This is a genomic window from Pseudomonas fakonensis (genome assembly GCF_019139895.1).
Classification (GTDB): Bacteria; Pseudomonadota; Gammaproteobacteria; order Pseudomonadales; family Pseudomonadaceae; genus Aquipseudomonas; species Aquipseudomonas fakonensis.
The window spans coordinates 2,657,345-2,684,209 of record NZ_CP077076.1 but is presented as its reverse complement, the minus strand read 5'-3'; the positions used below and the strand labels follow the sequence as shown (position 1 = coordinate 2,684,209).

Annotated in this window: 17 protein-coding genes and 2 pseudogenes; 11 read left to right on the top strand and 8 right to left on the bottom strand. The window is 61.9% G+C overall.

All coding sequences use genetic code 11. The features are described from left to right. The first annotated feature begins 61 nt into the window (after positions 1-61). Positions 62-4,147 (top strand): DEAD/DEAH box helicase, encoded by a 4,086-nt coding sequence (locus KSS94_RS12095; protein ID WP_217843205.1) that lies wholly within the window; start codon positions 62-64, stop codon positions 4,145-4,147. Positions 4,148-4,562: 415 nt separating this feature from the next. Beyond that, positions 4,563-5,864, top strand: a complete 1,302-nt coding sequence (locus tag KSS94_RS12090) for an Nramp family divalent metal transporter (protein WP_217843204.1) — start codon at positions 4,563-4,565, stop codon at positions 5,862-5,864. 48 nt (positions 5,865-5,912) lie between these two features. Here KSS94_RS12090 and KSS94_RS12085 read toward each other — a convergent pair whose 3' ends face one another. Beyond that, a complete protein-coding gene (locus KSS94_RS12085) occupies positions 5,913-6,782 on the bottom strand; it encodes a DMT family transporter (protein ID WP_217843203.1) in 870 nt (289 codons plus the stop codon). A gap of 121 nt (positions 6,783-6,903) precedes the next feature. On the opposite strand from KSS94_RS12085, the gene KSS94_RS12080 reads away from it, so the two are divergent. Together KSS94_RS12080 and KSS94_RS12075 are read left to right on the top strand one after the other, a co-directional pair. Beyond that, positions 6,904-8,286 (top strand): aminotransferase-like domain-containing protein, encoded by a 1,383-nt coding sequence (locus KSS94_RS12080; RefSeq protein ID WP_217843202.1) that lies wholly within the window; start codon positions 6,904-6,906, stop codon positions 8,284-8,286. 434 nt (positions 8,287-8,720) lie between these two features. Further along, complete coding sequence (locus tag KSS94_RS12075) at positions 8,721-9,095, top strand: DUF2784 domain-containing protein (RefSeq protein WP_217843201.1); 375 nt, start codon at positions 8,721-8,723, stop codon at positions 9,093-9,095. On the opposite strand, the gene tam is transcribed toward KSS94_RS12075, so the two are convergent. Beyond that, a complete protein-coding gene (gene tam / locus KSS94_RS12070; protein ID WP_217843200.1) occupies positions 9,072-9,848 on the bottom strand; it encodes a trans-aconitate 2-methyltransferase in 777 nt (258 codons plus the stop codon). The two genes, KSS94_RS12075 and tam, sit on opposite strands and share 24 nt — an antisense overlap. Before the next feature lie 235 nt (positions 9,849-10,083). Between tam and KSS94_RS12065 the strand changes: the two genes are divergently transcribed. After that, positions 10,084-10,542 carry a FecR family protein gene (locus KSS94_RS12065; RefSeq protein ID WP_217843199.1) on the top strand — a complete coding sequence of 153 codons (459 nt, stop codon included), beginning with the start codon at positions 10,084-10,086 and terminating at the stop codon, positions 10,540-10,542. 58 nt (positions 10,543-10,600) lie between these two features. Here the strand turns inward: KSS94_RS12065 and KSS94_RS12060 are convergent, their stop codons facing one another. Next, positions 10,601-12,010 carry an amino acid permease gene (locus tag KSS94_RS12060; protein WP_217843198.1) on the bottom strand — a complete coding sequence of 470 codons (1,410 nt, stop codon included), beginning with the start codon at positions 12,008-12,010 and terminating at the stop codon, positions 10,601-10,603. A 428-nt stretch (positions 12,011-12,438) separates the two neighbouring features. Between KSS94_RS12060 and KSS94_RS12055 the strand changes: the two genes are divergently transcribed. The 4 genes from KSS94_RS12055 to KSS94_RS12040 all read left to right on the top strand — a co-directional run bounded on the left by KSS94_RS12055 (position 12,439) and on the right by KSS94_RS12040 (position 18,149). Next, positions 12,439-13,863 carry an aminotransferase-like domain-containing protein gene (locus KSS94_RS12055; protein WP_217843197.1) on the top strand — a complete coding sequence of 475 codons (1,425 nt, stop codon included), beginning with the start codon at positions 12,439-12,441 and terminating at the stop codon, positions 13,861-13,863. 210 nt (positions 13,864-14,073) lie between these two features. Next, positions 14,074-15,564 (top strand): methyl-accepting chemotaxis protein, encoded by a 1,491-nt coding sequence (locus KSS94_RS12050; RefSeq protein ID WP_217843196.1) that lies wholly within the window; start codon positions 14,074-14,076, stop codon positions 15,562-15,564. 576 nt (positions 15,565-16,140) lie between these two features. Further along, a complete protein-coding gene (locus KSS94_RS12045; protein WP_217843195.1) occupies positions 16,141-17,886 on the top strand; it encodes an S-type pyocin domain-containing protein in 1,746 nt (581 codons plus the stop codon). Next, positions 17,883-18,149: a hypothetical protein gene (locus tag KSS94_RS12040; RefSeq protein ID WP_217843194.1), complete on the top strand. Its 267-nt coding sequence runs from the start codon at positions 17,883-17,885 to the stop codon at positions 18,147-18,149. Before KSS94_RS12045 ends, KSS94_RS12040 begins: the two co-directional genes overlap by 4 nt. Positions 18,150-18,240: 91 nt before the next feature. Here the strand turns inward: KSS94_RS12040 and KSS94_RS12035 are convergent, their stop codons facing one another. Genes KSS94_RS12035 through KSS94_RS12025 form a run of 3 tightly spaced genes read right to left on the bottom strand, consistent with a single transcriptional unit; the run spans position 18,241 to position 21,839 of the window. Continuing rightward, the gene (locus tag KSS94_RS12035) at positions 18,241-19,266 is read right to left on the bottom strand and encodes a histone deacetylase family protein (protein WP_217843193.1); all 1,026 of its coding nucleotides are present in this window, start codon (positions 19,264-19,266) and stop codon (positions 18,241-18,243) included. Continuing rightward, positions 19,266-20,507 (bottom strand): Zn-dependent hydrolase, encoded by a 1,242-nt coding sequence (locus KSS94_RS12030; protein WP_217843192.1) that lies wholly within the window; start codon positions 20,505-20,507, stop codon positions 19,266-19,268. The genes KSS94_RS12035 and KSS94_RS12030 overlap by 1 nt, the downstream gene beginning before the upstream one ends. A 27-nt stretch (positions 20,508-20,534) precedes the next feature. After that, positions 20,535-21,839: an MFS transporter gene (locus tag KSS94_RS12025; protein ID WP_217843191.1), complete on the bottom strand. Its 1,305-nt coding sequence runs from the start codon at positions 21,837-21,839 to the stop codon at positions 20,535-20,537. A 218-nt stretch (positions 21,840-22,057) separates the two neighbouring features. Here KSS94_RS12025 and KSS94_RS12020 point away from each other — a divergent pair, with 218 nt between their 5' ends. Both KSS94_RS12020 and KSS94_RS12015 read left to right on the top strand, forming a co-directional pair. Further along, positions 22,058-23,011: a LysR family transcriptional regulator gene (locus tag KSS94_RS12020; RefSeq protein ID WP_217843190.1), complete on the top strand. Its 954-nt coding sequence runs from the start codon at positions 22,058-22,060 to the stop codon at positions 23,009-23,011. A gap of 213 nt (positions 23,012-23,224) precedes the next feature. Continuing rightward, positions 23,225-24,402 (top strand): annotated as a pseudogene (locus KSS94_RS12015) (integrase core domain-containing protein). Between the two features lie 651 nt (positions 24,403-25,053). Here the strand turns inward: KSS94_RS12015 and KSS94_RS12010 are convergent. Both KSS94_RS12010 and KSS94_RS12005 read right to left on the bottom strand, forming a co-directional pair. Next, a pseudogene (locus KSS94_RS12010) lies at positions 25,054-26,230 on the bottom strand (integrase core domain-containing protein). A 270-nt stretch (positions 26,231-26,500) separates the two neighbouring features. Continuing rightward, entirely contained in the window at positions 26,501-26,863 is a 363-nt protein-coding gene (locus tag KSS94_RS12005; RefSeq protein WP_217843683.1) for a hypothetical protein, read from the bottom strand. Positions 26,864-26,865: the final 2 nt, after the last annotated feature.

Sequence of the window (26,865 nt, the reverse complement as noted above, 5' to 3'; positions counted from 1 at the left end):
ACTGCCCTTCACTTGGCCGCCTGCAGGTACAATCGCCCGACCGCCCCAAGTGAGGCCCAGGATGCAACCGCTCAGCTTCGATTCACTCCCCGACAACTGCAGGGCGCTGCTCTACGCCCTGGCAACCGCGTTCCCCGGCAAAGGTAAAACCTCGCTGCTCAAGCTACTGCGCTCCATGGGTATCTGTGATGCCGCCGGCAAACAGCTGGATGCCACTACATTGGCAGACCTGCTGCAAGAATTGCGGGAACAAGGCTGGGTAGACGTGGAGCAGCGCAGGGAAGGCCAATATTTCATCGTGGCGACACAGCGGCGCACCAGTGTGTTGCTCAGCCTGCTGGGCACAGCCGACAGTGCGCCGTACTTGCAGCAGATTGCCGCCAGCCTGCCCGCGCTCAATCCGTGGCAAACCCCTGGCGCGCCCCAGGCATTACAAGAGCTGTGGCTCAACCTGTTGAGCGGTAACGGCGCCCAGGTGCCGCACTTGTTGTATCTCTCGGCCAGGACACTGCACGCGAATAATTGGGCCCCGCAACACCCCATGCACCTTCTGCAGGCCGACCCTGCGGGCCTTGAGCTGTTTGGCCTGCTGGATGAAACCGTACGCGGGCTGCTGCTGGAAGACCATCTTTGCCTGCACAACAGCCTGCTGGGTGAGGCGCACGGCAGCTATCAGCTGGCCAAGCAGCAGATGGCGCATGCGCCCTCCCCCGAGCTTGGCCTGCAATTGATGCAGCAAGCGCTGTGGCGAGGCGACTGGGAAGCGCTGCAACACTTCGGCGGGCAGTACCCGCTGACACTGCAAAGCGCTCAGCTGGTGCTGCGCGGCCAAACCACCGAGGCATTGCAACGGATTCGGGCCTGGCTCACCGAGCAGCGCAGGCAGACCAAAAAACGCAAGATCGACCTGCACCCGCTGCTCAACGCGCTGTACTGCCTGGCGCTTTTCGCCGAAAACGACAGCCAGCACCACGCTGCACTCAAGCAGGCACTGGTGCTGGGCGAAAAGCAGAACTATGGCAGCGCCTATACGGTGCTCTACAAATTCTTCGAGCAGCTGCAAGGCAATACACCTGAACTGTCGTACCTGCGCTCATTCGAACTTTATGGCCTCGATGGCCTGCTGCTGGCGCTCGCACTGTACTGGCTGGATGCCCCGGTCGCACGCCAGCAGAACTGGTACACGACCCTGCAAGATTACCGGGCGCAACTCGATCAACTGGGTTACGCCTGGCTGGCCGCAGAGTTCGATGCCCTGATCGCGGTGCAATTCGGTGTACCTCGGCACACTCACGATGTGCATCACCAAGCCGGGCTCAAACCACTGGCCGAGCTGCTTCAGCGCCGGGAAGCCTGGCAGCATGCACTCGACGCCCTGAGCCAACTCAAGCCCGCCGACACACCGGCCAGCCCCGCGGCCAAGAAGACCACCCGCCTGGCCTGGCTGTTGGATCTTCACCGCTATTCCAATCAACTGGAACCGCGCGAGCAGAAACTGGGCGCCAAGGGGCAATGGAGCAAGGGCCGCCCGGTGGCACTCAGGCGGCTGCTGGAGGAAGGCGACAGGCTGGACTTCTTGTGCGAGCAGGACCGCCAGGCGATCAGCGTGATCCAGGCCTGCCGCTATTCCTATTCCGGGGCCGAGTACGAACTGCCTCCCGACGTTGGCCTGCCCAAGTTGATCGGCCACCCGGCGCTGTTCTGGCAGGACGCACCGGACGTGCGCATCGAGCTTGAGGCTGGCCATGCCAGCCTGCACCTTGAAGCGCGCGATGGGCAGATGCATCTGCGCCTCGAGCCGCAGGGCATCGTCAATGCCGACGCCTACTACCTGCACAAGCAAACGCCCACCCGCCTGCAGATATTTACGCTTAACGGCGACCTGCGCCAGATCGTCAAGGTTATCGGCGACGGTCTGAGCGTTCCGCAATCAGGCAGGGCGCACCTGATCGAGGCGGTCAGTGCGATCGCCCCGCTGCTGCCGGTGCACTCGGACCTGCCCGAGCTCGCCGCGCAGCTGGACCAGGAGCCCGCAGATACACGCCTGTACGCACACTTGCTGCCACTTGCCGAAGGTTTGCGCTTGCAGTTGCTGGTGCGCCCGCTGGCCGAGAGCAGTTGGTTGCGCCCCGGCGTTGGCGCGCAAAACGTGCTTGGCGAGCGCGATGGCAAGCCGTTGCAGGTAAGTCGCGACCTGGCCGGCGAGCGTCAGGCACTGCAGCAGGTGCTGCAGGCCTGCCCCGGTCTTGCCAACGCCAACAGCGACGGCCAGGAATGGCAACTGGAACAGCCCCAGGATGCCTTGCAGGTACTCGGCGAATTGCACGCACTGGACGGCAACCAGGTGCACTGCGTGTGGCCGGAAGGCGAACGCATGCGCTTGAAAGGCCGCCTGAAACTGAACGAACTCAAGCTGGGCCTGCGCGCTCAGGGCGAGTGGTTCATCCTGCAGGGCGAGGTCGCGCTCGATGACGGCAAGGTGCTGCAGCTGCGCCAGCTTCTGGAGCTGCTCAAGGCCAACCCCGGGCGCTTCCTCAAGCTTGGCGAAGGCGATTGGCTGGCACTTGAGGATACCTTGCGCAAGCGCCTGGGAGAGCTTGCGCACCTGGCCGACCGGGTCACCGACCAGGGCCTGCGGCTCAGCCCGCTGACCACACCCCTGCTGGCCGAGCTGGCAGCAGAGGCCGGTGAGTTCACTGCTGATAAAAGCTGGCAGGCACACCTGCAGAAACTGCAATCGCTGCGCGATTACCAGCCTCGGCTACCCGCAACCTTGAAAGCCGATCTGCGTGCCTATCAGCATGAAGGTTTCACCTGGTTGGCACGCCTGGCGCAATGGGGCGTAGGCGCCTGCCTGGCCGACGACATGGGCCTGGGCAAGACCGTGCAGGTTCTGGCCCTGTTGCTGCAGCGCGCGGCCGACGGCCCGCAACTGGTTGTGGCGCCGACGTCGGTCACCCTCAACTGGCAGGCCGAAAGCAGGCGCTTCGCCCCACAGTTGAAGCTGCATCTGTACCACCAGCAGCGCAACCTGGATGGCCTGGGCCCCGGCGACCTGGTCATCACCAGCTACGGCCTGATGCAACAGGACAGCGCAGCCTTCGCCGCCAGCCAATGGCATACAGTGGTGCTGGACGAAGCCCAGGCCATCAAGAATGCCCAGACCAAGCGCTCACAAGCGGTCATGGCCTTGCAGTCGAACATGCGTGTGGTCGCCACGGGTACGCCATTGGAAAACCACCTGGGCGAGCTGTGGAGCCTGTTCCGCTTCATCAACCCTGGCCTGCTCGGCAGCCAGGAAAGCTTCAACAGCCGCTTCGCCAACCCCATCGAACAAGGCGATGCAGCCGCTCGACGGGCATTGAAGGCGCTGATCCAACCCTTCATTCTGCGCCGCTTGAAAAGCCAGGTGCTCGACGAGCTGCCCGCACGCACAGAGATCACCTACAAGGTGCCGTTGTCCGAGGAGGAAGCGCATCTTTACGAAGCGCTTCGTCAACAAGCCTTGGATAACGTGTCAGAGTCGGCTCCCGGAGCAGGCAGGTCGTTCCAGATACTGACGGAAATCACCCGCCTGCGCCGCTTCTGCTGCCATCCAACCCTGGTGGTCGAGCAATCCACCCTGCCAGGCAGCAAGCTGCAGGCCTTCACTGCCCTCGTCGAAGAGCTGCTGGACAATGGCCACAAGGCCTTGGTGTTCAGCCAGTACGTCGATCACTTGAGCATCGTGCGCACCTTGCTCGATGAAAAACGCATTGCCTACCAGTACCTGGACGGCAGCGTACCTGCCAAGGACCGCGAGCGCCGGGTGAACGCCTTCCAGGCTGGCGCGGGTGAGATCTTCCTGATCAGCCTGAAGGCCGGCGGCAGCGGCCTCAACCTGACCGCCGCCGACTATGTGATCCACCTTGACCCTTGGTGGAACCCGGCAGTCGAGGACCAGGCCAGTGACCGCGCCTACCGCATCGGCCAGCAGCGCCCGGTGACGATTTACCGGCTGGTTGCCGAAAACACCATCGAGGAGCAGATCGTCGGCCTGCACGCGCGCAAACGAGACCTGGCTGACAGCTTGCTTGAGGGGGGTGAAGTGAGCGCGAAGCTGGATGCCGATGCGCTTTTGGCGCTGCTGGCAGGCGGGGGGCAGTGATAGCACGGGCCAAGGCGAGCGCGACCTCGATCTTGTCGGGACGGTCTTGTGCAACCTGTGCCGGCCTCATCGCTGGCAAGCCAGCTCCTACAGGATTTGCATGAGCTTCAGGTACCTGTAGGAGCCGGCTTGCCGGCGATGAGGCCGGAACAGGCAGCACAAGACAGTTGCGTGGCGCCTCTGTGAGGCCAGTTCTCTGCGCGACAGCGCAGCCCTCGGGGCCGGGTGACCTCCTGCAGGCACAGCGCCGGCCTGAAGGTTATGCGGCCCCTGCAGGAGCCGGCTTGCCGGAGTACCCAACCAACACCCTCCCCGTAACATCGCGAAACATCCAAGTACAACTTTTAGTTGTACGACATCCTATCTTACGTGCTCGAATACGCCTGTTCTCACGAATAAAAACAACGGAGACACCATGTCGAGCATTCCTTCTGTCGAGGGCAAGGCTGCCGCAGCCCCTCAAAATCGCCTGTCCAAGCTGATCAAGCTACTCGGCCCCGGCATCATCGCCGTGCTCTCGTGGCTGGGCGCAGGTGATCTGATAACCTCCTCCGTCGCCGGCGCCAATTACGGTTACGCCATGATGTGGGTACTGGCCGTTTCACTGCTGCTTCGCTACCTCATCGTCAACATCATCGCGCGCTTTCAGCTGTGCAATAACCAGGGCATGACCATCCTGCAGGGCTATGCGCAGCTGCACCCGGTGTTCGCCTGGTTCATGCTCGGCTATGCCCTGCTGATGGGCCACCTGATGAACGCCTACATGATCAAGGGCGCCGGCGAAGCGCTGGCCATGCTGCTGCGCACCGACTACCCGCTGCTGTGCTCCATGGCGGTGGTGCTGGCGGTGTGGCTGCTGGTGGGGCGCAACATCTACGCCATGATCGAGGGCGTGATGAAGGTTTTGCTGGCGGTGATGACCCTGGCGTTTCTGGCATTGGCGCTGATGTCCGGCCCCGACGTGGCCGGCATCGTCAAGGGTACCATCGGTTTCAGCATTCCTGCCGATGAAGGGGTGCATGGCGCGCTGCTGGTGGCGGTGTCGGTGATCGGCGCCGTGGCAGGCTCGGTGGCCAACTTCGTGCACCCTTATGTGATGCGTGAAAAAGGCTGGGTCGGCCCGCAGCACAAGCGTATCCAGCGCAACGACCTGCTGTTTGCGGTATTCGTCGGTATCGTCATCAACCTGGCGATCTGGATCGTCGGAGCAGAAATCCTGCGGCCCAATGGCATCGAGGTGAAAACCCTTGGCGACCTGGGCAAGGCGCTGGAGATGTTCTTCGGCCCGATCGGCTGGTACATCTTCTTCATAGGGGTGTTCGCCACCTTGTTCGCCAGCATTTCCGGCAAGACCACGGCGTTCCCCATGCTGATCACCGATGCCTTCCAGCATGTGAAGCCAGGGCGGCGCGAGCGCTTTGGCAAGGAATTCCACCACGACCCGATGCACAAGTGGTTCATGCTGTTCATCCTGGTGACGCCGCTGGTGTGGTCGATCCCGGGTATGCCCGACTTCGTCACCCTCACCATCGGCGTCAGCGCCCTGAACATCATCGGCCTGCCGGTGATCTCCCTGGGCCTGCTGATCATGTCCAACCAGAAATCCCTGCTGGGCAAGCAGTACCGCAACAACTGGTTCGAGAACATCGCCCTGGCCTTCGCCACCGGCCTTGCGCTGTGGGTTGCCTTCCAACTGGCGGTCGACCTGATCGCCTGATGACTGCAGGCAGCCCCGGCGCGTAATCGCCGGGGTTGCCCGCAGCCGCTAGTGGGCGTACTTCCTGGCCCCGGCCACACAGGCCACCGCCCCCAGCGTCACCACCAGCATCATCCAGCTCACGTGCTCGTGCAGCAGCAAGGCCGCCAGGCCCAGCCCCATGAACGGCTGCACCAGCTGCAGCTGGCCCACCGCCGCAATACCGCCCTGCACCAGCCCCCGGTACCAGAACACAAAGCCGATCAGCATGCTGAACAGCGACACGTAGGCAAAGCTGAACCACGCCGGGGCACTGACCTTGGCGAAGGCATCGAGTGCTGGCAGGTTGACGATGCTCAGCAGCAACATGGACGGCAAGGCCACCAGCAAGGCCCAGCTGATCACCTGCCAGCCGCCCAGTGTGCGCGACAGCCGCGCCCCTTCGGCGTAGCCCAACCCGCACACCACCACCGCCGCGATCATCAGCAGGTCGCCCAGCAGCGACGCCTCTGCGCCATTGCTCAAGGCATAGCCTGCCACCAGCCCCGCCCCCGCCAGCGAGAACAACCAGAACAGTGGCCGGGGCCGCTCCCCGCCGCGCACCACGGCAAAGCCTGCGGTGCACAGTGGCAGCAACCCGACAAACACAATCGAATGGGCCGAGGTGACATGCTGCAGGGCCAGTGCTGTCAGCAGCGGAAAACCGATGACCACGCCCAGCGCGGTGATGGCCAGTGATGGCAAGGCCGCGCGCGCAGGCCAAGGCTGGCGCAGCACGATCAGAAACAGCGCCCCCAGCAGCGCAGCGATCGTCGCCCTGGCACAGGTCAGGAAGGTCGGTTCGAAAGCGGTCACTGCCACCCGGGTTGCCGGCAAGGAGCCAGCAAAGATGGCGACGCCGATAAAGCCGTTGACCCACCCGCTTGTTGATTTTTCCATGGTCATGTCCTTGATAAGCCGGGGTTCAGTACAGCACCCACAAGCTGACCAAGGCCATGTACAATCCCGAACACTTCTACCGAACTGTTATGCAAACAACTCCAGCACAGTTGAGGGTGCGATGAAACGGCACGGCACGCGAATTCAAACAGTCATGGCCGAGATCCAGGCCAGGATAGCCTCGCGCACCTACACGCCAGGCATCCGCGTGCCATCGGTGCGGGCCATGGCCCAGGCCATGCAGGTCTCGGTGTCCACTGTGCTTGAGGCCTATGAACGGTTGATGGCCGAGGGCGTACTCAGCGCTCGGCGTGGCTCGGGCTTTTACGTGGCCGGGCCCGTAGCGCCCTTGGCACTGACCGAGCTCGGCCCCCGGCTGGACCGTGACGTCGACCCGCTGTGGATTTCGCGCCAGGCCCTGGAAACCTCCAGCGATGCGTTGAAGCCAGGCTGCGGCTGGCTGCCGGCGTCCTGGATGTTCGAGGCTGGCATGCGCAAGGCGCTGCGCAACGTTGCCCGGTCCGACACGCTGCAACTGGCCGAGTACGCCTCACCGCTCGGGCACCCGCCGCTGCGCCAGTTCCTGTCGCGCCGGCTGGCCGGCATCGGCCTGCAAGCCCCGCTGGAGCAGATCATGCTCACCGAGTCCGGCACCCACGCCATCGACCTGATCTGCCGTTTTCTGCTGCAGCCGGGTGACACGGTGCTGGTCGACGACCCCTGCTACTTCAATTTTCACGCACTGCTCAAAGCGCACCGGGTCAACATTGTCGGCGTACGCTACACGGCGACCGGCCCGGACATCGATGCCTTCGCTGCCGCCCTGCTCGCCCACACGCCGCGGCTGTACATCACCAATTCCGGCATCCACAACCCCACCGGGGCCAGCTTGTCTGCTGTCACGGCGCACCGGCTGCTGAAACTTGCCGACAGCTCAAGCCTGGTGATCGTCGAGGACGACATCTTCGGCGACTTCGAACACACCCCCGCACCCCGGTTGGCTGCCTTCGACGGCCTGGCCCGGGTCATCCAGATCGGCAGCTTCTCCAAGACCGTCTCCGCGTCGATTCGCTGCGGCTACATCGCCGCCCGCAGTGAATGGATCGAGAGCCTGGTGGACCTGAAGATCGCCACTACATTCGGCGGTGGTCGCCTGGCCGCGAACATCATCCACCAGGCCATTACCGATGGCGGGTACCGCAAGCACATGGAGAGCGTTCGCCAGCGCCTGGCCGAGGCCATGGACAGCACGGTCGCCAGGCTTCAGGCCATTGGCATCAAGCCCTGGAGGGTACCCCAGGCCGGCATGTACACCTGGTGCCAACTGCCTGAGGGCAAGGATGCAGCCGCCCTGGCCAGGGCCTGCTTGAGTGAGGGGGTGGTGCTGGCGCCCGGCAATGCCTTCAGCCAGTCGATGACGGCAGGCGATTTTTTGCGCTTCAACGTGGCACAGTCAGGGGATGCCAGGATTTACGAGGTGTTGAAGCGAGCGCTGGGGGCTTAGCCGCCAGAGCATGCGTTGGGGGTCGCCTGCTGCGCGGCTAAACCCGATCACAGGGTCTTCAAGCCAGCGCTGAACCTGCAGGAGATCACCCAGCCCTTGCAGGCTGCGCTGTCGCGCAGGGTACTGGTCTGGCTGATGCGCCACGGTCTCTGTGTGGGCCTTAGGGTTTGTACGAAAAGTCGCCGAGCGGCGATCAGGCAAGGCGAAAACAGGCGAGGAAGCGGAGTTTGCTGGTTGCAAATGAGCATTCCGAGCCTGTTTTCAACGCAGCATGATCGTCGCGCAGGCACTTTTCGTACAAAACCTAGCCGTGAATACCGGCGCAGCCGGTGCCAGGCACCGCGTCGCTTGCATCGCTGGCAAGCCAGCGCCTGCAGGGGATCGTGTAAATCTGCTCTAATACGCGCCTCTCAAGCCATCGAAGCAATCCCCCCATGTTCTACCGTCTCGCTGCCGATGCCCTGGTGCTGTTCCACCTGAGTTTCATCCTGCTGGTACTGTTCGGCGGCCTGCTGGTGCTGTGGCGCCGGCGCGCGGTGATCGTCCACCTGCCGGCCCTGGCCTGGGGCCTGGCGGTCGAAGGCCTGCACCTGGAATGCCCGCTCACCCAATGGGAAAACCGCCTGCGCTTTGCCGCAGGCGACCACGGCTACCACGGCGGCTTCGTCGAACACTACATCTGGCCGCTGATCTACCCCGCCGGGCTTACCCCCGAGATCCAGCTGTGGCTGGGCAGCTTCGTCGCCCTGCTCAACCTGGGCATCTATGGCTACGTGCTGTGGCGCCTAGCGCGTCGCCACCACGAATAACCGCGGGAACGGCAACAGCACCTTGCCGTCGGTGGCCGGCGGGTAATCGTGTTGCATGGCTTGCAGGTACAGTTGCAAAAAGTCCTGCTTCTCCCGTTCGTCCAGCCTTGCCAGGTAGGGGCGCAGCGCCGAACCCTTGAACCACTCAACCACCGCCTCGGCACCGCCGGGCAACGGGTGGTGGTAGGTGGTGCGCCACACATCCACACGGGCGCACAGCGGGCTAAGCAGGTCGTAATAAAACCCCGCGTTGTGCCGCGGCGGCAGGCTGAAATCGGCGAACTTGCCAGCCCATGGCCCACGGGCGGCGATCTCGCGCAGTTGCCGATGCGCCGGTTCGTCGAGATTGTCCGGGGTCTGCACGGCAAGGCTTGCGCCCTCGCTGAGCTGGCGCACCAGGTGCGGGTACAGGGAGCCGTGGTCGGGCACCCACTGCAGCGAGGCGTTGGCCAGGATCAGGTCCTGGGGTTCGCTGGCCGACCAGGCTGAAATATCGGCGATCTCGCAACGCACCCGTGGAATGCCAAGGCGCGGCCGCTGGCGGGCCTTGTCGATCATGTCGGGGTCGCTATCCAGCGCGCTCACCTGGGCGTCGGGGCAGCGCTGCAACAACACCTCGGTGGAGTTGCCCGGGCCGCAGCCCAGGTCGGTGGCATGGCGCACCGGGCGCGCAGGCACGGCGGCCAGCAGGTCGCGCACGGCGCGGGTGCGTTCGTCTTCGAACAGGGAGTACTGGGTGGCGGACCAGGCCATGGCTGGGGCTCCTTGCTTGGCGGTGCGCTTAGCATAAGCCAGAAACGCCTCTATCGCGGCGTCCAGGCCGGTGTGCCTCCTGTAGGAGCCGGCTCGCCGGCCATCACCGGCCCGGCCGGTGCCATCCTGCACGGCCTTGTGCCGGGTTTGCCGGCCCTATCGCCGGCAAGCCGGCTCCTACAGGGGGAACCTGCCAGCTATGCTTGGGGTCAGTCCCTGCATGCCATCGCCCTCGATGAAAACCACCCTCGCCCTCATCCTGCTCGCCCTGGTCGGCGCCTCTGCGCTGCTCGGCTCGCCGTGGATGCGCCAGCGCTTCGAACTGGCCGACCTGAGCACCGACAGCCAGCAGCAGATCAGCCGCCACCTGGAAGACGGCAGCTTGTTGGTGTTACGCCCCGACACGGCGGTGGATATCGAGTACAGCCCGCAGCAACGGCGCCTGACCGTGCTCACCGGCGGCATCTACCTGGAGGTGGCCGCCAGCGACCCACGCCCGCTGCTGCTGGTCACCGACCACGGCACCCTGGCCATCCACACCGCGCAGCTGACCCTGGACCGCTTGCCCGAACAGACCCAGGTCAGCGTGCAGGCCGGCAGCGCCGTGCTGCAAAGCGGCAGCCGGCAGATTCACCTGGGCGCAGCCGACGCCCTGAGTTTCGATGCCTCAGGCCCGGTACACCCCAGCCCCTGAAACGCAAAACGGCCGGGCCCCGCGAAGGGCCCGGCCGTTTCCGGCAACGCAATAGCGCTTAGTGCTGTTGCTTGGCGCTACGAACCTGATGCACCACACCCATCGCCACTACGACAGCCGCCGCAATGCCGGTGGAGATCACCAGGATCTGGTAGTCAGGCATGAACGCCATGGTCACCAGGGCCGCCACGATGAAGGCGATCACCAGGTAGGTCAGCCACGGGAACAGCCACATCTTCAGGCGCACTTCCTTGCCTTCGGCGATCAGCTTGCGGCGCATGCGCAGCTGCGAGAAGGCGATCACCAGGTACACCAGCAGGGCGATCATGCCGGTGGTGTTCATCAGGGTCTCCAGCACGTCTTTCGGGCGCAGGGTCTCGCTGAAGTTGATCAGCGCGCACACCACGGCAACGGCGCAGGAGCCGATGATCGCGTACACCGGTACACCAGTGCCGGCGCGGGTGATCTTGAAGAACGACGGCGCATCGCCACGCTGGGCCAGGGAGAACAGCATGCGCGAGGCGGTGTAGTGGCCGGAGATCAGGCAGCTGCTCACCGAGGTCAGCACCACGAAGTTCATCAGCAGCTCGGCGTGGGGCACGCCCAGCAGCTCCAGGGTGCGGCGGTAGGCGCCATAACCGGAGACGCCCAGTTGCGGGTCGTTCCACGGCACCAGGCAGACGATCAGGAAGATCGAGCCGACATAGAACAGGCACACGCGCCATACCACCGAGTTGGTGGCCTTGACGATCTGGGTGGCCGGGTCCTTGGCTTCGGAGGCCGCGATGGTGACGATTTCGGCGCCCAGGAAGGCGAACATCACACCGAGCAAGGCACCGATCACCGTGGTGATGCCGTTGGGCATGAAGCCTTCGGCGGTCAGGTGGGTGATGCCACGTACTTCACCGAACTGCCAGATGTTCATCACCGCCGCAGTACAGACGATCAGGAAGCAGACGATCGCCACCACCTTGATCAACGCGAACCAGAACTCGAACTCGCCGTAGTGCTTGACGTTGAAGAAGTTGACGGTGATCAGCACCATCGTGGTGGCCAGCACGAACACGTTGACGCTGACGTCAGGGAAGAAGCCGTGCAGGATCTTGCCGGCGACATAGGCTTCCCAGGCCATCAGGATCACCCAGTACCACCAGTACAGCCAGCCGATGGTGAAGCCGGCCCAGCGGCCGATGGCGCGGTCGGCGTAGGTGGAGAACGAGCCGGTGTCTGGCGAGGAAGTCGCCATTTCACCGAGCATGCGCATGATCAGCACCACCAGGATGCCGCCTGCCAGGTAGGCCAGCACCGCAGCAGGGCCGGCGCTGTGGATGACGCTGCCGGACCCGACGAACAGTGCGCCGCCGATCACCCCGGCGATCGACATCATGGTCAGGTGACGCGATTTCAACGAAGCACTGAGTTTACTCTCGTGCTCGCCTTTCGCAGTGGATGTAGATGTTGCGTCCATCAGTTGTGTACCCCGTGCTTCTTTTTATCCAAGGAAAACTGTGAAACCCCGATGGTTATCGGTCTCACCTGTACATCAGTGCTGGTGCGGGCAGGGAGGTGTGCAAAGGCACACGCAGGCCATCCGTGGCGGCCTGCTTACGCCGTCAGAGGTTGCCCCCTGAACGAACTGAACCATGCTGGGGCCGGGCCGAAGGCGGCCGACCGGGCAGAAAGAAGGTGCGAGGCATGCCTCGACGGTAATGCAGCGATGTTGTGATTGTTCATGACGCTGGTACGCGCTGTGTTGGATATATCTGACACGTAATGTAAAAATGTCTGACACAGAGAGCCATGCACAGTGGCATGAAATCCGCACTGCACTGTACAGGCCGCCAATGCAATACACCCTGCAGGCGCTTGGCGATACGCACCCCTGAAGGCACCCGAATGCTCCAGCTACACCCGGACTCCCCTACCCCGCTGGTCAACCAGATCATCGACGGGTTGCGCGAACTGATCGACAACCAGACCCTCAAGCCCGGCGCGAAGGTGCCGTCGATCCGTGCCTTCGCGTCCACCTATTCGGTGAGCACCTTCACCGTGGTGGAAGCCTACGACCGGCTGGTGGCCCAGGGCCTGCTGGTGAGCAAGGGCAATGCGGGGTTCTTCGTCAATCGTGCGGCGAACGAGCTGCTGGACAGCCAGAACGTCGAGGCCGACACCTCGCGCCCGACGTTCAACTCCGAGTGGTACCTGCAACAGATCTTCGAGACCCGTCAGCTCCCCTACAAACCCGGCTGCGGCTGGTTGCCCAATGACTGGATGTACGAAGAAGGCCTGCGCCGCGGCATGCGCCAGGTGGCCGGCAGCCCGCTGGAGCTGTCTGGCTACGGCGACCCCATGGGCCTGCCCGAGCTGCGCGCGCTGACTGCGCAAAACCTCACCCAGGAGCTGTCAATCGTCGCCAACCCGGCGCAGCTGATGCTGACCCACGGCGCCAGCCAGGCCCTGGACCTGGCGGTGCGCACCCTGGTGCGCCCGGGCGACGTGGTGCTGGTGGACGACCCCGGCTACCCCAACCTGATGAGCATCCTGCGCACCCAGGGCGCCACCCTGGTAGGTGTGCCACGCACCCCGGCCGGCTACGACCTCGACCAGCTCGAGCGCCTGCTGGCCCACCACCGCCCCACGGCATTCTTCACCCAGCCGCACCTGCACAGCCCGACCTGCTCGCGCACCCCGCTGGCGCAGTTGCACCGCCTGCTGCAGTTGGCCAGCCAGCACGGCTTCCGGCTGGTGGAGAACAACCTGTACGCCGACATGATCGCCGACCCGCTGCCATGCCTGGCCAGCCTCGACCACCTGCAGCAGGTGGTGTATGTCGGCAGCTACTCGAAAAGCATCTCGCCCAACGTGCGGGTGGGTTACCTGCTGGCCAACCCCGAGCTCACCCAAAAGTTGCTGCACCTGAAGATGCGCTCGGGCCTGACCACCTCACAGGTGATGGAGCGGGTGGTGTACGCCGCGATCATTGACGGGCGCTGGCGCAAGCACCTCAAGCGCCTGCGCCAGCGCCTGGCCGACGCCCACCAGGAAGTCGGCCGGCACCTGCACCGGCTGGGCTTCGAGCTGTTCATCGAGTCCGACGAAGGCATGTACATCTGGACCCGCCACCCAGCCATCCCCGACAGCACCGCGCTGCTGGATGACGCGCTGGAAAAAGGCATCATGCTCGGGCCCGGGCAGTTGTTCATGGTCGATGCCAAGGCGACCGGGTGGATGCGCTTCAACGTGGCGTTCAGTACCGACCCTGCGATGTGGGAGTTGCTGGAGAAGGTGATGGTCAAGCATGTGCGCCGGGGTGGGTTGTAATTTAGGCACCGTCCCCGTGTAGGAGCCGGCTTGCCGGCGATGAGGCCAGTGGCAAGGGCCGCAATGCGTGGTTGTGAATACGGGCCCTATCGCCGGCAAGCCGGCTCCTACAGAAGAAGCCCTTGCTGCACCACACACCCATTCGCATGCCCTCCCTGGAACAATAGTGGCAAACGGCTACGCTCTGCATGACCCCACGGAGCCGCGCCCATGCCCCACACCACCCGCTTTTACCCGCACTACCGCAAGGCCGACCGGATCATGCTCGGCCTGACCTGGCTGATGCTGGTGTTCTCGCTGGCCCTGGCTTTCTGGCACGACACCCTCATTCAATCCCTCGTGGTCGGCGGCGCTACATGCCTTGCACTGAGCGGGCTGTACCGCACCATCGGCGGTACCCGCCCGATGCGTTGTTGCCTGGCGGTCGGCCTGATGGTCATGGCGGCGCTGCACATCAACCAGGCCGAGGGCATGATCGAATCGCACTTCGGCATCTTCGCCCTGCTGGCGGTACTGACCTTCTACCGTGACTGGCTGCCGATTCTGGTGGCGGCGCTGACCATCGCCCTGCACCACGTGATCTTCCATATGCTGCAACACCAGGGCTACCCGGTGTTCGTCATGGCTCACCATGGCGGCTGGGGGATGGTGATGGTGCATGCGTTCTACGTGGTGATGGAGACCATTGCCCTGTTGTACCTGGCCGTGCACGCTCGCCTGGACGCCGAAGAGAGCCAGGACTTGCTCGACAAGATGCTGCTGACCACCTCGCAACTCACCCGCGAAACCACCAACGAAGGTGCGGCGCACGTCCCGCTGGCCCAGCGCTTCGAGCACTTTCTCGGCCAGATCACCGACCTGGTGGATGGCGTGGTGCGCGACTCGCAAGGCTTGGGCGAACTGGGCCAGGAGCTGGCCAAGACCAGCAGCACCCTGGAAAAAGGCGCCCGCCACCAGCTGAACGAAATCGCCCAGGTAACCGGCTGCATGCAGCAGATGGGCGATGCCATGGGCCACATTGCCGAGCACGTCGAGCACGCCGCCGAACATGCAGGCCAGGCCAGCGCGCAAGTAAGCCGCGGCCAGGACAGCGTCAACCGCGCCCAGCAGGAAATCACCCAGCTGGCCTCGCACCTGCAGGCCACCAACGACACCGTCGAGGCCCTGGCCGGGCAGGCGCAGCAGATCGGTACCGTGCTGGAGGTGATCAGCAGCATTGCCGAGCAGACCAACCTGCTGGCGCTGAACGCCGCCATCGAGGCCGCCCGTGCCGGCGACCAGGGGCGCGGCTTTGCCGTGGTGGCCGACGAGGTGCGCAACCTGGCCAAGCGTACCGCGGTTTCCACCCAGGAAATCAGGGCGATCATCCAGGCCCTGCAGCAAGGCAGCCGGCAGGCGGTGGAGGCCATGCACGACAGCCGCCAAGGGGTGGAACGCTGCGTCGAGGACAGCCAGCTGGCGGCGGCGATGCTGCTGGCGGTGAGCCGCGACATTGCGCAGATCGACACACTCAACGGGCAGATCGTTACCACCACCCGCGAGCAGTCGGCGGTCAGCCAGGAGATCGTCGAGCGCTTGCAGTCGGTGCAGGGAATTGCCAGCGGCACCGCCCAGGACATGGAGACTTTGGCGTCCAGCAGCCGCAGGCTGCCGCCAATCGCCAGCCGGCTGGATGCGCTGGGGAAGACCTTTCACCCGTAAGGCCGGAGCGGGTTTTCACAGCAGAGCCACGCGGTCTCTGTAGGAGCAGGCTTGCCTGCGATGAGGCCCGTCAGCCTTGCACTGCCGGTACCGGCCTCATCGCCGGCAAGCCGGCTCCTACAGGTTCAGCGCAAGCCTGAAGGTGATGCAGCCCCTGTGGGAGCGGGTTTACCCGCGAACACCGGCAAAGCCGGTGCCATCCATCGCTCCGTCAGCCATTTACCTTGCTGTCTGTTCTCGAGCGACCGTGAATAAGCACATCGTCCAGTATTCCCCCCTTTTCAGGTGATTGCGTCAGGGCTGCCAGGTGCTCCCCTGGGCATCTCGCGTATTTACTCAGCTGCCCCTGAATACCTAAACCCTAACACCTGCTAGCGCGCCAGAATAAAACCGACCACTTCGAAATGTTTGATAGCCCACCCTCAATTAACGCCCTACAAGTTTAAATTCCCATCACCTTGAACGTGACCGAACAGCACCAACCTGAACAAGCACATCAGGGCATTACTTCCAGATTCACCCCGAACAACAAACCGTACACCTTTCTCTCCGAGACCCACCCAAAAGGAGAGAACAGTGACCTCACGCATATTACTGACACACTCAGAACTTCGAGAAATATACTCAACAGATCCATTCTCATACGACTTCGAACACATCATTGCATGGGACAAACCATTCACATATCCGACAGCACCACCCGATATTTCTGCCTTTTCAATCAGCCAGCTAGAAACCAATGCTGAAGCTTTTACCCAAAACATCATCAGCAACATCGAAGCTACATGCCCAAAAGGAACACCAGGTTACGCTGAATATATAGTACGGCAAAAAACAAAAATTGATGAAACCTACACTGACAACATAAGCAGGCTGTACACAGAAAGGGAACTCTTCCTCAGCCTTCGCGGCAAAATAATTGGTCAGATGGGCCGATACGCGGACAGCTTCACTGGGCAACATATTTATATCCCAATTGACATCAGTCCGGGTCGATGGTTTGCCGTTCTCGTGGGCATACATGGCACCGAGGAGGAATTCTTTGAGCTCCAGCACTGGGTACACAATCTTGTAAAAAGCATTACCTCAGCACAAATAGAAATCGTACTGCAACGCTGCCTACTCAAAGTCCAGGAAGACCTGGAGCGTACACACCTTCAACTGCTAGCGGCGTCAAAAGAGAGGCACCGGCAAGCTCAAGACAGCAACATCATCAGTTTCAACCTGAGCCCGTCCTTGCAGTTGAGCACAACGCAAGGCCCTGTAGCGACCTACGTAGACCTCAAGAGCACCGCCACCGATTTACTGAAAGCAGGCAACTTGCTGACCGCTCTCGCGGAAGGTGCAGCGACTCGGTTTTTAAAGCTTTTTGCAGGCGGCCTGCTTTACGCCCCTGAACTGGGCAATTCAGATCTTTACCACGACGCCGCACTGAGCCTACCCGCAGAACTGCTCATTCCTCGTATGCCTCAAGATATCAATGATATTGCTGCAAACCATGGGGAACTGGAGCTACCGTTCAGAGTTCAATCGGACGCCGGCACCTACAGCCTCACAAAGCCTTCAACTTCGGCCAGCGGGACAAACAGAATCCCGGTACGACCACTCTTTCTAGACAAAGCACGTAACAGCTACGTATCTCTGCCCTCAGGTGAGCTCCCCACAAGGCTCATATTCCCCATACACACCGCAGGCAACTCATCTACAGTCTCCCCTTTAGAGCCGATTCCTTCCAACCCCTACACAGGGGTAAGACTTATTCCTGAAACCCTAGTCACAATACCGTTCCCCGCCTCTCCGACGCCGAACTCCAAAGACTGTATTTACTGCTTTCCTGTAGGTTCCGGACTACCACCACTATACGTCGTTTTCAGTTCGCCTTATCCGGGCGCCACAACACGCGGCAAATACAGTGGGCGCCTTTACAACCCGGATGAATCTGGAGGCGCTATCGATGAGCTAGACTGGCGGAACGCAACCATCACTCAGGCAGGTATTGATCTGGCAAGGCTACACACGAGCCGATTCGATCCTTCCGACGCCAACGAAATAATGCTTGATAGGCTTACAAAAATCCTACAAGGCTCAATGGAAGCGACTGACACTGACAAGCGCTTTTACACACACGAAATCAGGGAACTAGAACGGTATCGCCGCCTTGGCGTTGCTGATAATATAAATCCCGCCCCTGAAACTGAAATATGGAACAACGCACACACCGCCACACTTGAAGACTACGGCCTCGGCGCTGACTCCAATCTACTGTACACTTCTGAAGCCGCTGAAGCAGACGTTTTACAAACCGAGCGAGAAAATAAATGAGCACCATCAACGACATCATAATAAATGAGAAACCAGTCGACGTCATTTTGTTCTTGACCCACAAAAGCGGAATCGACCACCCTAGAATTGACAGGCTTTACAGCTTAAATAACTGGCCCCACATAAAAGACAACATGAGGCTTGCAGATCTTATCTGCAGCATGGCAGCCGACGGCCTTATAGAATCGAATAACGGCAGATTCACGAAAGGCCCAAACTGGAGGACCCCACAATTCATGCTTGAAAATAAATACACGCTTTGAAACCGCCAAAGGTTTGCAAAAACTCTTCACAGACCTCTAGCGACCTGTACTCTATAGAGGTCTGTGAATTCAATACCAATCGATCAGTCAACTAAAAGACCCACTCCCCCTCATCCGCAAAAAACGCCCGCGCATTGGCCTCCAAACTCTCCAGGTGATACCCCCCCTCCTGCACGATCAAACACGGCAACCGCAACCCACGAATCTGCTCACCCAAACGGGCAAACCCTGCGGTGGTCACCGCCACCTTGCTCTGCGGGTCCAGCTCGTAGATGTCGAAGCCCAGCGACAGCACCAGCACCTCGGCACCGAAGTCCTTCACCGCCGCCAGCGCCACCTCCAGCTGGGCCATGAAGTCCACCTCGCTGGCGCCATGGGCCATCGGCAGGTTGAGGTTGTAGCCCTGCCCCGCGCCGCTGCCGCGCTCATCCTCGAAGCCGGCAACACCCGGGTAGAAGTTGGTCGGGTCGCCATGCACCGAGACATACAGCACATCATCACGGTCATAGAAAATTTCCTGGATGCCCTGCCCGTGATGCATGTCGGTGTCGAGGATGGCGACCCGGCGATAACGGCTGCGCAAGGCCTGGGCGGCCACGGCGGCATTGTTGACGTAGCAGAACCCGCCGGCGGCGTCGAAGCGCGCGTGGTGGCCTGGCGGGCGGCACAGGGCGTAGGCGGCAGGCTCGCCGTCGAGAATCGCCTGGGCGCCGGCCACGGCACTTTGCGCCGACCAGTAGGCAGCGTGCCAGGTGTGCTCGCCTATCGGGCAACTGCCATCGGCCAGGTAACGCCCGGCCTGGGCGAGGATACCGCGCAGGGCATTGGGCTCACGCACGAAGATGTTGGACATGACTTCGTCGCCCCAGTCCTCGGGCACTTCCTTCCAACGTGCGTGGGCGTCTTCGAGGAAGGCCAGGTAGGCCTTGCCGTGCACGGCTTCGAGCGGCGCCAGGCCGGCATCGGCTGGCTGGCGGATATCAAAACCCAGGCCTTTGGCGGCCTGCAGCAACCGCTGGGCGCGCTCGGGCACTTCCTGCGGGGTGCGCATGGCGCCGCGGGAATAGTAGCTGCGTGGGTGGTGCAGCAGTTGTTCGGGGTGGAAGTAGCAACGCATCAGGCTTCTCCTTGTGCAACCTGGCCGGCGCGGGCCAGCACGGCATTGAGCAATACATCGACACCCTGGCAGGCATCTTCGGGCAGCACGTCTTCAGCCTCGTTGTGGCTCAGGCCACCCACGCAGGGGATGAACACCATGGCCGTCGGGCAGTAACGGGCAAGCAGAATGGCGTCGTGGCCGGCGCCGCTGACGATCGGCTGCTGGGCGTAACCCAGGCCGTCCACCGCCTGCTGTACCGCCGCCACGCAGTCGGCATCGAACGGTGTGGCCGGGCTGACCCAGTGGCGCTCGATGCGCACCTGCAGGCCACGCTGGCTGGCGATGGCCTGCAGCTTGAGGGCCAGGTCCTGCTCCATGGCCTCGATGGCCGCGTCACGGTGGTGACGCAGGTCGACGGTAAAATGCAGCACGCCAGGGATGGTGTTGCGCGACGACTTGGCGATGGATAGCTCGCCGACGGTGGTCAGGCCCTCGGGGGCAAAATCGGCAGCCAACTGCTCGACCGCCTGGATCATCCGCGCGGCGCCGTACAGGGCATCCTTGCGCAGCGCCATCGGCGTGGTGCCGGCGTGGGCAGCCATGCCTTCGACCGTGACGTCCAGCCAGCGAATGGCCTGGCCGCCGCTGACCACACCGATGGCCTTGGCGTTGTCTTCAAGGATCGGGCCCTGCTCGATGTGCGCTTCAAAGTAAGCGTCCACTTCGCCGCCCAGCGGGCGCTGGCCAGCGTAGCCGGTGCGGCGCAGTTCGTCGGCCACGCTGATGCCGTCGGCGTCGCGGATGGCCAGGGCCTGCTCCAGGGCCAGGCTGCCGGTGAACACCGCCGAGCCGAACATGGCCGGGGTGAAGCGCGCGCCCTCCTCGTTGGTCCAGACCGCGACTTCCAGCGGTTTGCGGGTCTGAATGCCAAGGTCATCGAGGCGGCGCAGCACCTCAAGCCCGGCCAGCACCCCATAAACGCCATCGAAGCGGCCGCCCTCAGGCTGGGTGTCGAGGTGGCTGCCCATCATCACCGGCGCCGCATCCGGGTCAGTGCCGGCGCGGCGGGCGAACAGGTTGCCTATGGCGTCCACGCTCAGGGCCAGGCCGGCTTCGCGGCACCAGTGGCTGAACAGTTCGCGGCCGGCCTTGTCCTCGTCGCTCAGGGCCAGGCGGCAGCTACCGCCACGGGCGGTGGCGCCGATCTGGGCCATGGCCATCAGGCTCGCCCACAGGCGTTCGCCGTTGCATTTCAACATTGCAGGTACTCCAGGCAAATCAGGGGTTCAGGCCAGTTCGAGCTGGCGGCTACGGGCGTACTGACGCGCCAGGGCCAGCACGCAGACCAGCGAAATGGTGGCGATCAGGGTGTAGAACACCGCCATCGGCCACCACTGGCCGGTATAGCGATGGGCCAGCCAGGTGCCGATCAACGGCGTCAGGCCACCGGCGATGGCGCCGCAGATCTGGTAGGCCAGGGAAATGGCGGTATAGCGCACGCGAGTGTCGAACATGCCACTGACGTAACCGGCAATCACCGCGTAGAACGAGGCCATGCAGGCCGCCGCCAGGGCGATGCCCAGCACGATCAGCGGACCCTCGCCGCTGCTGACCAGCACGAACATCGGGTACGGCGAGGCCATCGCCAGCAACGCCACCAGGGCCAGAAAGCGCGTGGCGCCGAGTTTTTCCGACAGCCACGCCGCCAGCGGCTGCACGCAAAACTGGATGCACGCCACGAAGAACAGGCACTCGAGAATCAGCGAACGCTCCAGGTGCAACTGCTGGGTGGTGTAGCTGATCATGAAGGTGTTGGTGAAATAGACCCCGGCAATGCCCAGGGTGTTGGCCCCGATACACAGCAGCAGCGGCCGCCAGGCGGTGCGTAGCACCTCGAACACCGGTGCCTGCTCCTTGCGCCGGGCTTTTTCGGCGTGCTCGCGGCTGGCGAGAAACTCCGGCGACTCATTGACCCCCAGGCGAATCGCAAGGCCCACCAGCAGCAACAGCGCGCTGGCCAAAAACGGCACGCGCCAGCCCCAGCTCATCAGCGCTTCTTCCGGCAGGCGGGTGACTGCGCTGAAGGCCAGCAGCGACAGAATCAACCCGGCCGGGCTGCCCAACTGGGCGAAGGATGCGAAGAAATTGCGCCGGCCCTTGGGCGCATGCTCGCCGGCCATCAGCACCGCCCCACCCCACTCGCCACCCACGGCAATGCCTTGCACCACCCGCAGGATGATCAGCAGCACCGGCGCGGCGGCGCCGATCTGCGCATAGGTGGGCAACAGGCCGATGCACACGGTGACCACGCCCATCATCAGCAGGGTGATGATCAGCGACTTCTTGCGCCCGATGCGGTCGCCGATATGACCGAACACGATGCCGCCCAGGGGCCTGGCGAAAAAGCCCACGGCAAAGGTGCCGAAGGCCGCCATGGTGCTGAACAGGCTGTTGTCGGAGGGGAAGAACAAGGCGCCGAACACCAGCGCGGCGGCGGTGGCGTAGATGTAGAAGTCGTACCACTCGATCATGGTGCCGATGAACGCTGCGGCAGCGGCGCGGCGTGGTTGGGGCGAAGCGACGGGCTTCATGGGGGTGGCTCCTTTGTTTGTTTTTTTGGCAGGAGTTGGGGGCACGGTTTGCGCTCTTTTGGCGCTTGCTTGAGGCGGCCTGCTGCAACCTGCGAAGCAAGCAGCACCGATCTTGCAGGCAGGCCCTTCAATAGATGCGATTTTTCGGCCCACCTCTATGATTAGTCAATTTTCTATTTATTATTCAAACTATTAACCACGCTTATACCGAGCCCGCCATGCCCGACCGCCTGCTCAACGACCGCCTCGACTGGAACCTCCTGCGTACCTTCCGGGTAATCGGCCAGGAGCTATCCATCAGCCGCGCCGCCGCGCGCCTGCACCTGACCCAACCGGCGGTGAGCCAGGCGCTCAAGCGCCTGGAGGAGCAACTGGGCCGCCAGCTCATCGCCCGTCGCGGGCCGCGCTTTGTGTTGACCGAGGTGGGGGAGCAGTTGTTTGCGCTGGCTGGCGAGGTGTACGGGCAGATGTCGCAGATCGGCGGCCTGCTGGAGCAACCGACTGACGAGTTGGTGGGCAAGGTGCGGCTGTTGATGATCAGCCGCATCGTCAGTGAACGCTTCGACAACTTCCTTGCCGAGTTTCACCGCCAGCACCCGCGGGTGGAGCTTGAGATCGACGTGATGCGCAGTTCGGACATTGTTGCCGCGCTGCAGGAGAAAACCGCCACTGCCGGCCTTAGCCTGAACCGCCGGCCGCAACCGCGCCTTGAGCAGCGGTTGTTCCTGCGCCAGCGCTATGCGTTTTTCTGTGGCCGGCACCATGCCTTGTTTGGCCAGGACGAGGGCGACCTGCAGCGGGAGAACTTCGTCAGTTTTACCAGCGACCAGATTGGCGGGATGCTCTCGCCTTTGACCATTTTCCGAGACCAGCAGGGGTTTGCCGGGCGGATCGTCGCCTCGTCGCCGAGCCTTGAAGAGGTTCGCCGACTGGTGATCGCCGGGTTTGGCATCGGCTGCCTGCCAGAGCATGTGGTCGCGCCGGATGTGGCGGCGGGGCTTTTGTGGAAGCTGCCGCCGCTGGAGGGGATTGCCGATGTGGATATTCACCTGTTGTGGAACCGGGAACAGCGGTTGAGTCGGGCGGAGGGGGTGTTTATTGAGGCGTTGCAGGGTGGGGGCTTGAGGGGTTCGGGTTCGGGTTCGGGTTCGGGTTCGGGTTCGGGTTCGTAAGTCAGGGTGATTGCCTGTGGAGATGTATGCGCATTCATTGACGATGGCGGCTTTTAGTCACCTTTCCGCCCTTACGGCGGGTAACTTTTTGAAGGATCAAAAAGTCACCAAAAAATCCCTGCTGGTATGACTCACCCACATAGGTGACAAATCAGTTCACGCACATAGGTAACAGTTTTTAACTGGCATGGTCGGTTTTTCGAGGGTCTGACCATGCCTTGGCGAGAGCTGAAACCTATGGACATGAAATTGCTTTTCATCGCGGACTATCTCCATGGGGCGCCTAGCTTCAGCGCCCTTTGCGAGGCCTACGAGATCAGTCGAAAGACCGGTTACAAATGGGTAGAGCGTTACGAGAACGATGGTCCGCCAGGCTTGGAGGAACGCAGCCGTCGTCGGCTGACGCAAGATTGGGTTGTGCCCGTCGCCGTTCGTGAGGCCATCATCGAATTGCGTGGTCAGGGCCAGACGGAGCCTGGCCCCAAGAAAATCCAGGCAGCTTTACAGGAGCGTTTTCCTGACGAGGCGCCCCTTCCAAGACAACGATCTACAACATCCTCAAGAAGGCCGAGCTGATCAAGCCGCGACGCCTGCGCCAGCGTGTGGCGGTCTATCCCAAGCCGCTGGAAAAAGCGGAGTCGCCCAATCAGCTATTCAGTGCGGACTACAAAGGCCAGTTTCTGACAGGCGCTGGGGTCTGGTGCTATCCGTTGACGATCATGGATCACGCCAGTCGTTTCTTGCTTGCGTGCCACAGTATGGCCAACACGAACTTCCTGGAGACACAGGCTGTGTTCACTGAGGTCTTTCGCGAGAACGGGCTACCTGAACGTATCCGAACCGATAACGGCGTGCCGTTTGCCAGCAAAGGGCGTGCGGGGCTCTCCCAGCTGTCCATTTGGTGGCTGCGCCTGGGCATTATTCCTGAACGTATTGCGCCTGGCAGACCGGAGCAAAATGGTCGGCACGAGCGTATGCACCGAACACTCAAAAGTACGCTTCCGTCACCTCCCGCAGTGGCTTGGGAGGCTCAACAACGGCACTTCGACCGCTTCCGGCAGCACTACAATTACGAGCGGCTCCACGAAGCACTGAAGCAGAAAACACCAGCGTCCTGCTATCAGCCTTCGCCACGCCCGTTCCCGGAAAAACTACCTGAAATGACTTACCCCAGTCATATCGAGAGTCTGCCAGCTGATCGAAGTGGCATCGTCAACCGTCGGGGTTTGAGGATCTACGTAGGTTACGTGCTCAAGCATCAGACCATTGGGCTGGAGCAGGTCGGGGATGGGGTGTGGGATGTTATTTTCGGCCCAATCATTCTCGGCAGGATCGATGAGCGAGATGCCGATGATGGTTATGTAACACTTCAGGTGTTGTCACCTATGTGAGTGAACTTTTGTGTAACCCATGTGGGTGGCCCGTACATGCTCCCATCATCCGGCCCCCTACGCTGCGCTTCGGGGGTTCCCTCGCTCCGGGCTTGCTCCGGAGGTACGCGCCGACGGGCCGTCCCTGGCCCGATCCGCGCTCGACCGGCATCCATGCCGGTCGCCCTCCTACGCAATCCCTACGCTCGGCCTCCTGAAGTCGCGATTTGTGTTGTCTGAACTACCGCGCTTAGAAGCCAGATCAAGAGCCAGATCAAGAGCTGGATATTGGTTTGTTTGTTGCTGATTTGTTGTTTGTTCTGACGCCATCGCGGGGCAAGCCCGCTCCCACGTTAGATATTTGTACGCAGTTCCTGCGTGGGAGCGGGCTTGCCCCGCGATTCAATCTTGAGTTCCCACGGTAGCAACTAGCGGTTAGCTGCGCCAGTCCAGGCGCCGCCCCTAACTTCGCGACTTCAGGAGGCCGAACGCAGGGATTGCGCAGGGGGGCGACCGGCATGGATGCCGGTCGAGCGCCGATCGGGCCAGGGACGGCCCGTCGGCGCGTACCCCCGGAGCAAGCCCGGAGTGAGGGTACCCCGGAGCGCAGCGCAGGGGCCGGATGAATGGAGCGATGTACGGGCCACCCACATGGGTTACACAAAAGTTCACTCACATAGGTGACAACACCTGAAGTGTTACATAACCATCATCGGCATCTCGCTCATCGATCCTGCCGAGAATGATTGGGCCGAAAATAACATCCACACCCCATCCCCGACCTGCTCCAGCCCAATGGTCTGATGCTTGAGCACGTAACCTACGTAGATCCTCAAACCCCGACGGTTGACGATGCCACTTCGATCAGCTGGCAGACTCTCGATATGACTGGGGTAAGTCATTTCAGGTAGTTTTTCCGGGAACGGGCGTGGCGAAGGCTGATAGCAGGACGCTGGTGTTTTCTGCTTCAGTGCTTCGTGGAGCCGCTCGTAATTGTAGTGCTGCCGGAAGCGGTCGAAGTGCCGTTGTTGAGCCTCCCAAGCCACTGCGGGAGGTGACGGAAGCGTACTTTTGAGTGTTCGGTGCATACGCTCGTGCCGACCATTTTGCTCCGGTCTGCCAGGCGCAATACGTTCAGGAATAATGCCCAGGCGCAGCCACCAAATGGACAGCTGGGGAGCCCCGCACGCCCTTTGCTGGCAAACGGCACGCCGTTATCGGTTCGGATACGTTCAGGTAGCCCGTTCTCGCGAAAGACCTCAGTGAACACAGCCTGTGTCTCCAGGAAGTTCGTGTTGGCCATACTGTGGCACGCAAGCAAGAAACGACTGACGTGATCCATGATCGTCAACGGATAGCACCAGACCCCAGCGCCTGTCAGAAACTGGCCTTTGTAGTCCGCACTGAATAGCTGATTGGGCGACTCCGCTTTTTCCAGCGGCTTGGGATAGACCGCCACACGCTGGCGCAGGCGTCGCGGCTTGATCAGCTCGGCCTTCTTGAGGATGTTGTAGATCGTTGTCTTGGAAGGGGGCGCCTCGTCAGGAAAACGCTCCTGTAAAGCTGCCTGGATTTTCTTGGGGCCAGGCTCCGTCTGGCCCTGACCACGCAATTCGATGATGGCCTCACGAACGGCGACGGGCACAACCCAATCTTGCGTCAGCCGACGACGGCTGCGTTCCTCCAAGCCTGGCGGACCATCGTTCTCGTAACGCTCTACCCATTTGTAACCGGTCTTTCGACTGATCTCGTAGGCCTCGCAAAGGGCGCTGAAGCTGGGCGCCCCATGGAGATAGTCCGCGATGAAAAGCAATTTCATGTCCATAGGTTTCAGCTCTCGCCAAGGCATGGTCAGACCCTCGAAAAACCGACCATGCCAGTTAAAAACTGTTACCTATGTGCGTGAACTGATTTGTCACCTATGTGGGTGAGTCATACCGCGAGGATTTTTTGGTGACTTTTTGATCCTTCAAAAAGTTACCCGCCGTAAGGGCGGAAAGGTGAATAAGCGTCACTATAAATAATGAATGCGCCTACAACTCTCAAAACAAAAACAACTAAAACAGATTCACAGATTCACAGATCCACCAAAATACCACACACCAACAAACACCCCCTGTCACACCACAATCGCCTCATGCAACTCAATGACAGGCACCTCCCCCTCAACCCGCCGCCCGGCCAGCCAATCCCTCATCCGCTGAGCATCGAAAATCTGCCCCTCGTCCATCATCCGCAACACCAGCGCCTGGGACATCCGATAACTCCCACACAACACGCAGCAACGCTGCTCAAACCCCGACGGGCATTCGACGCTTTCCGCCTGCCCCGCACAAATCAGACAACTCATGTACAACCCCCATGGCTTTTCTTGTTGGAAGGGAGCAGCCATCAAAACGGCTTGCAGTACGTAAGAGTGGCTGTTTCTGCCAGAAATTCCATGCACGAAGCTGACCAAAGCAGCCCAAAAACCAAAGAACACAT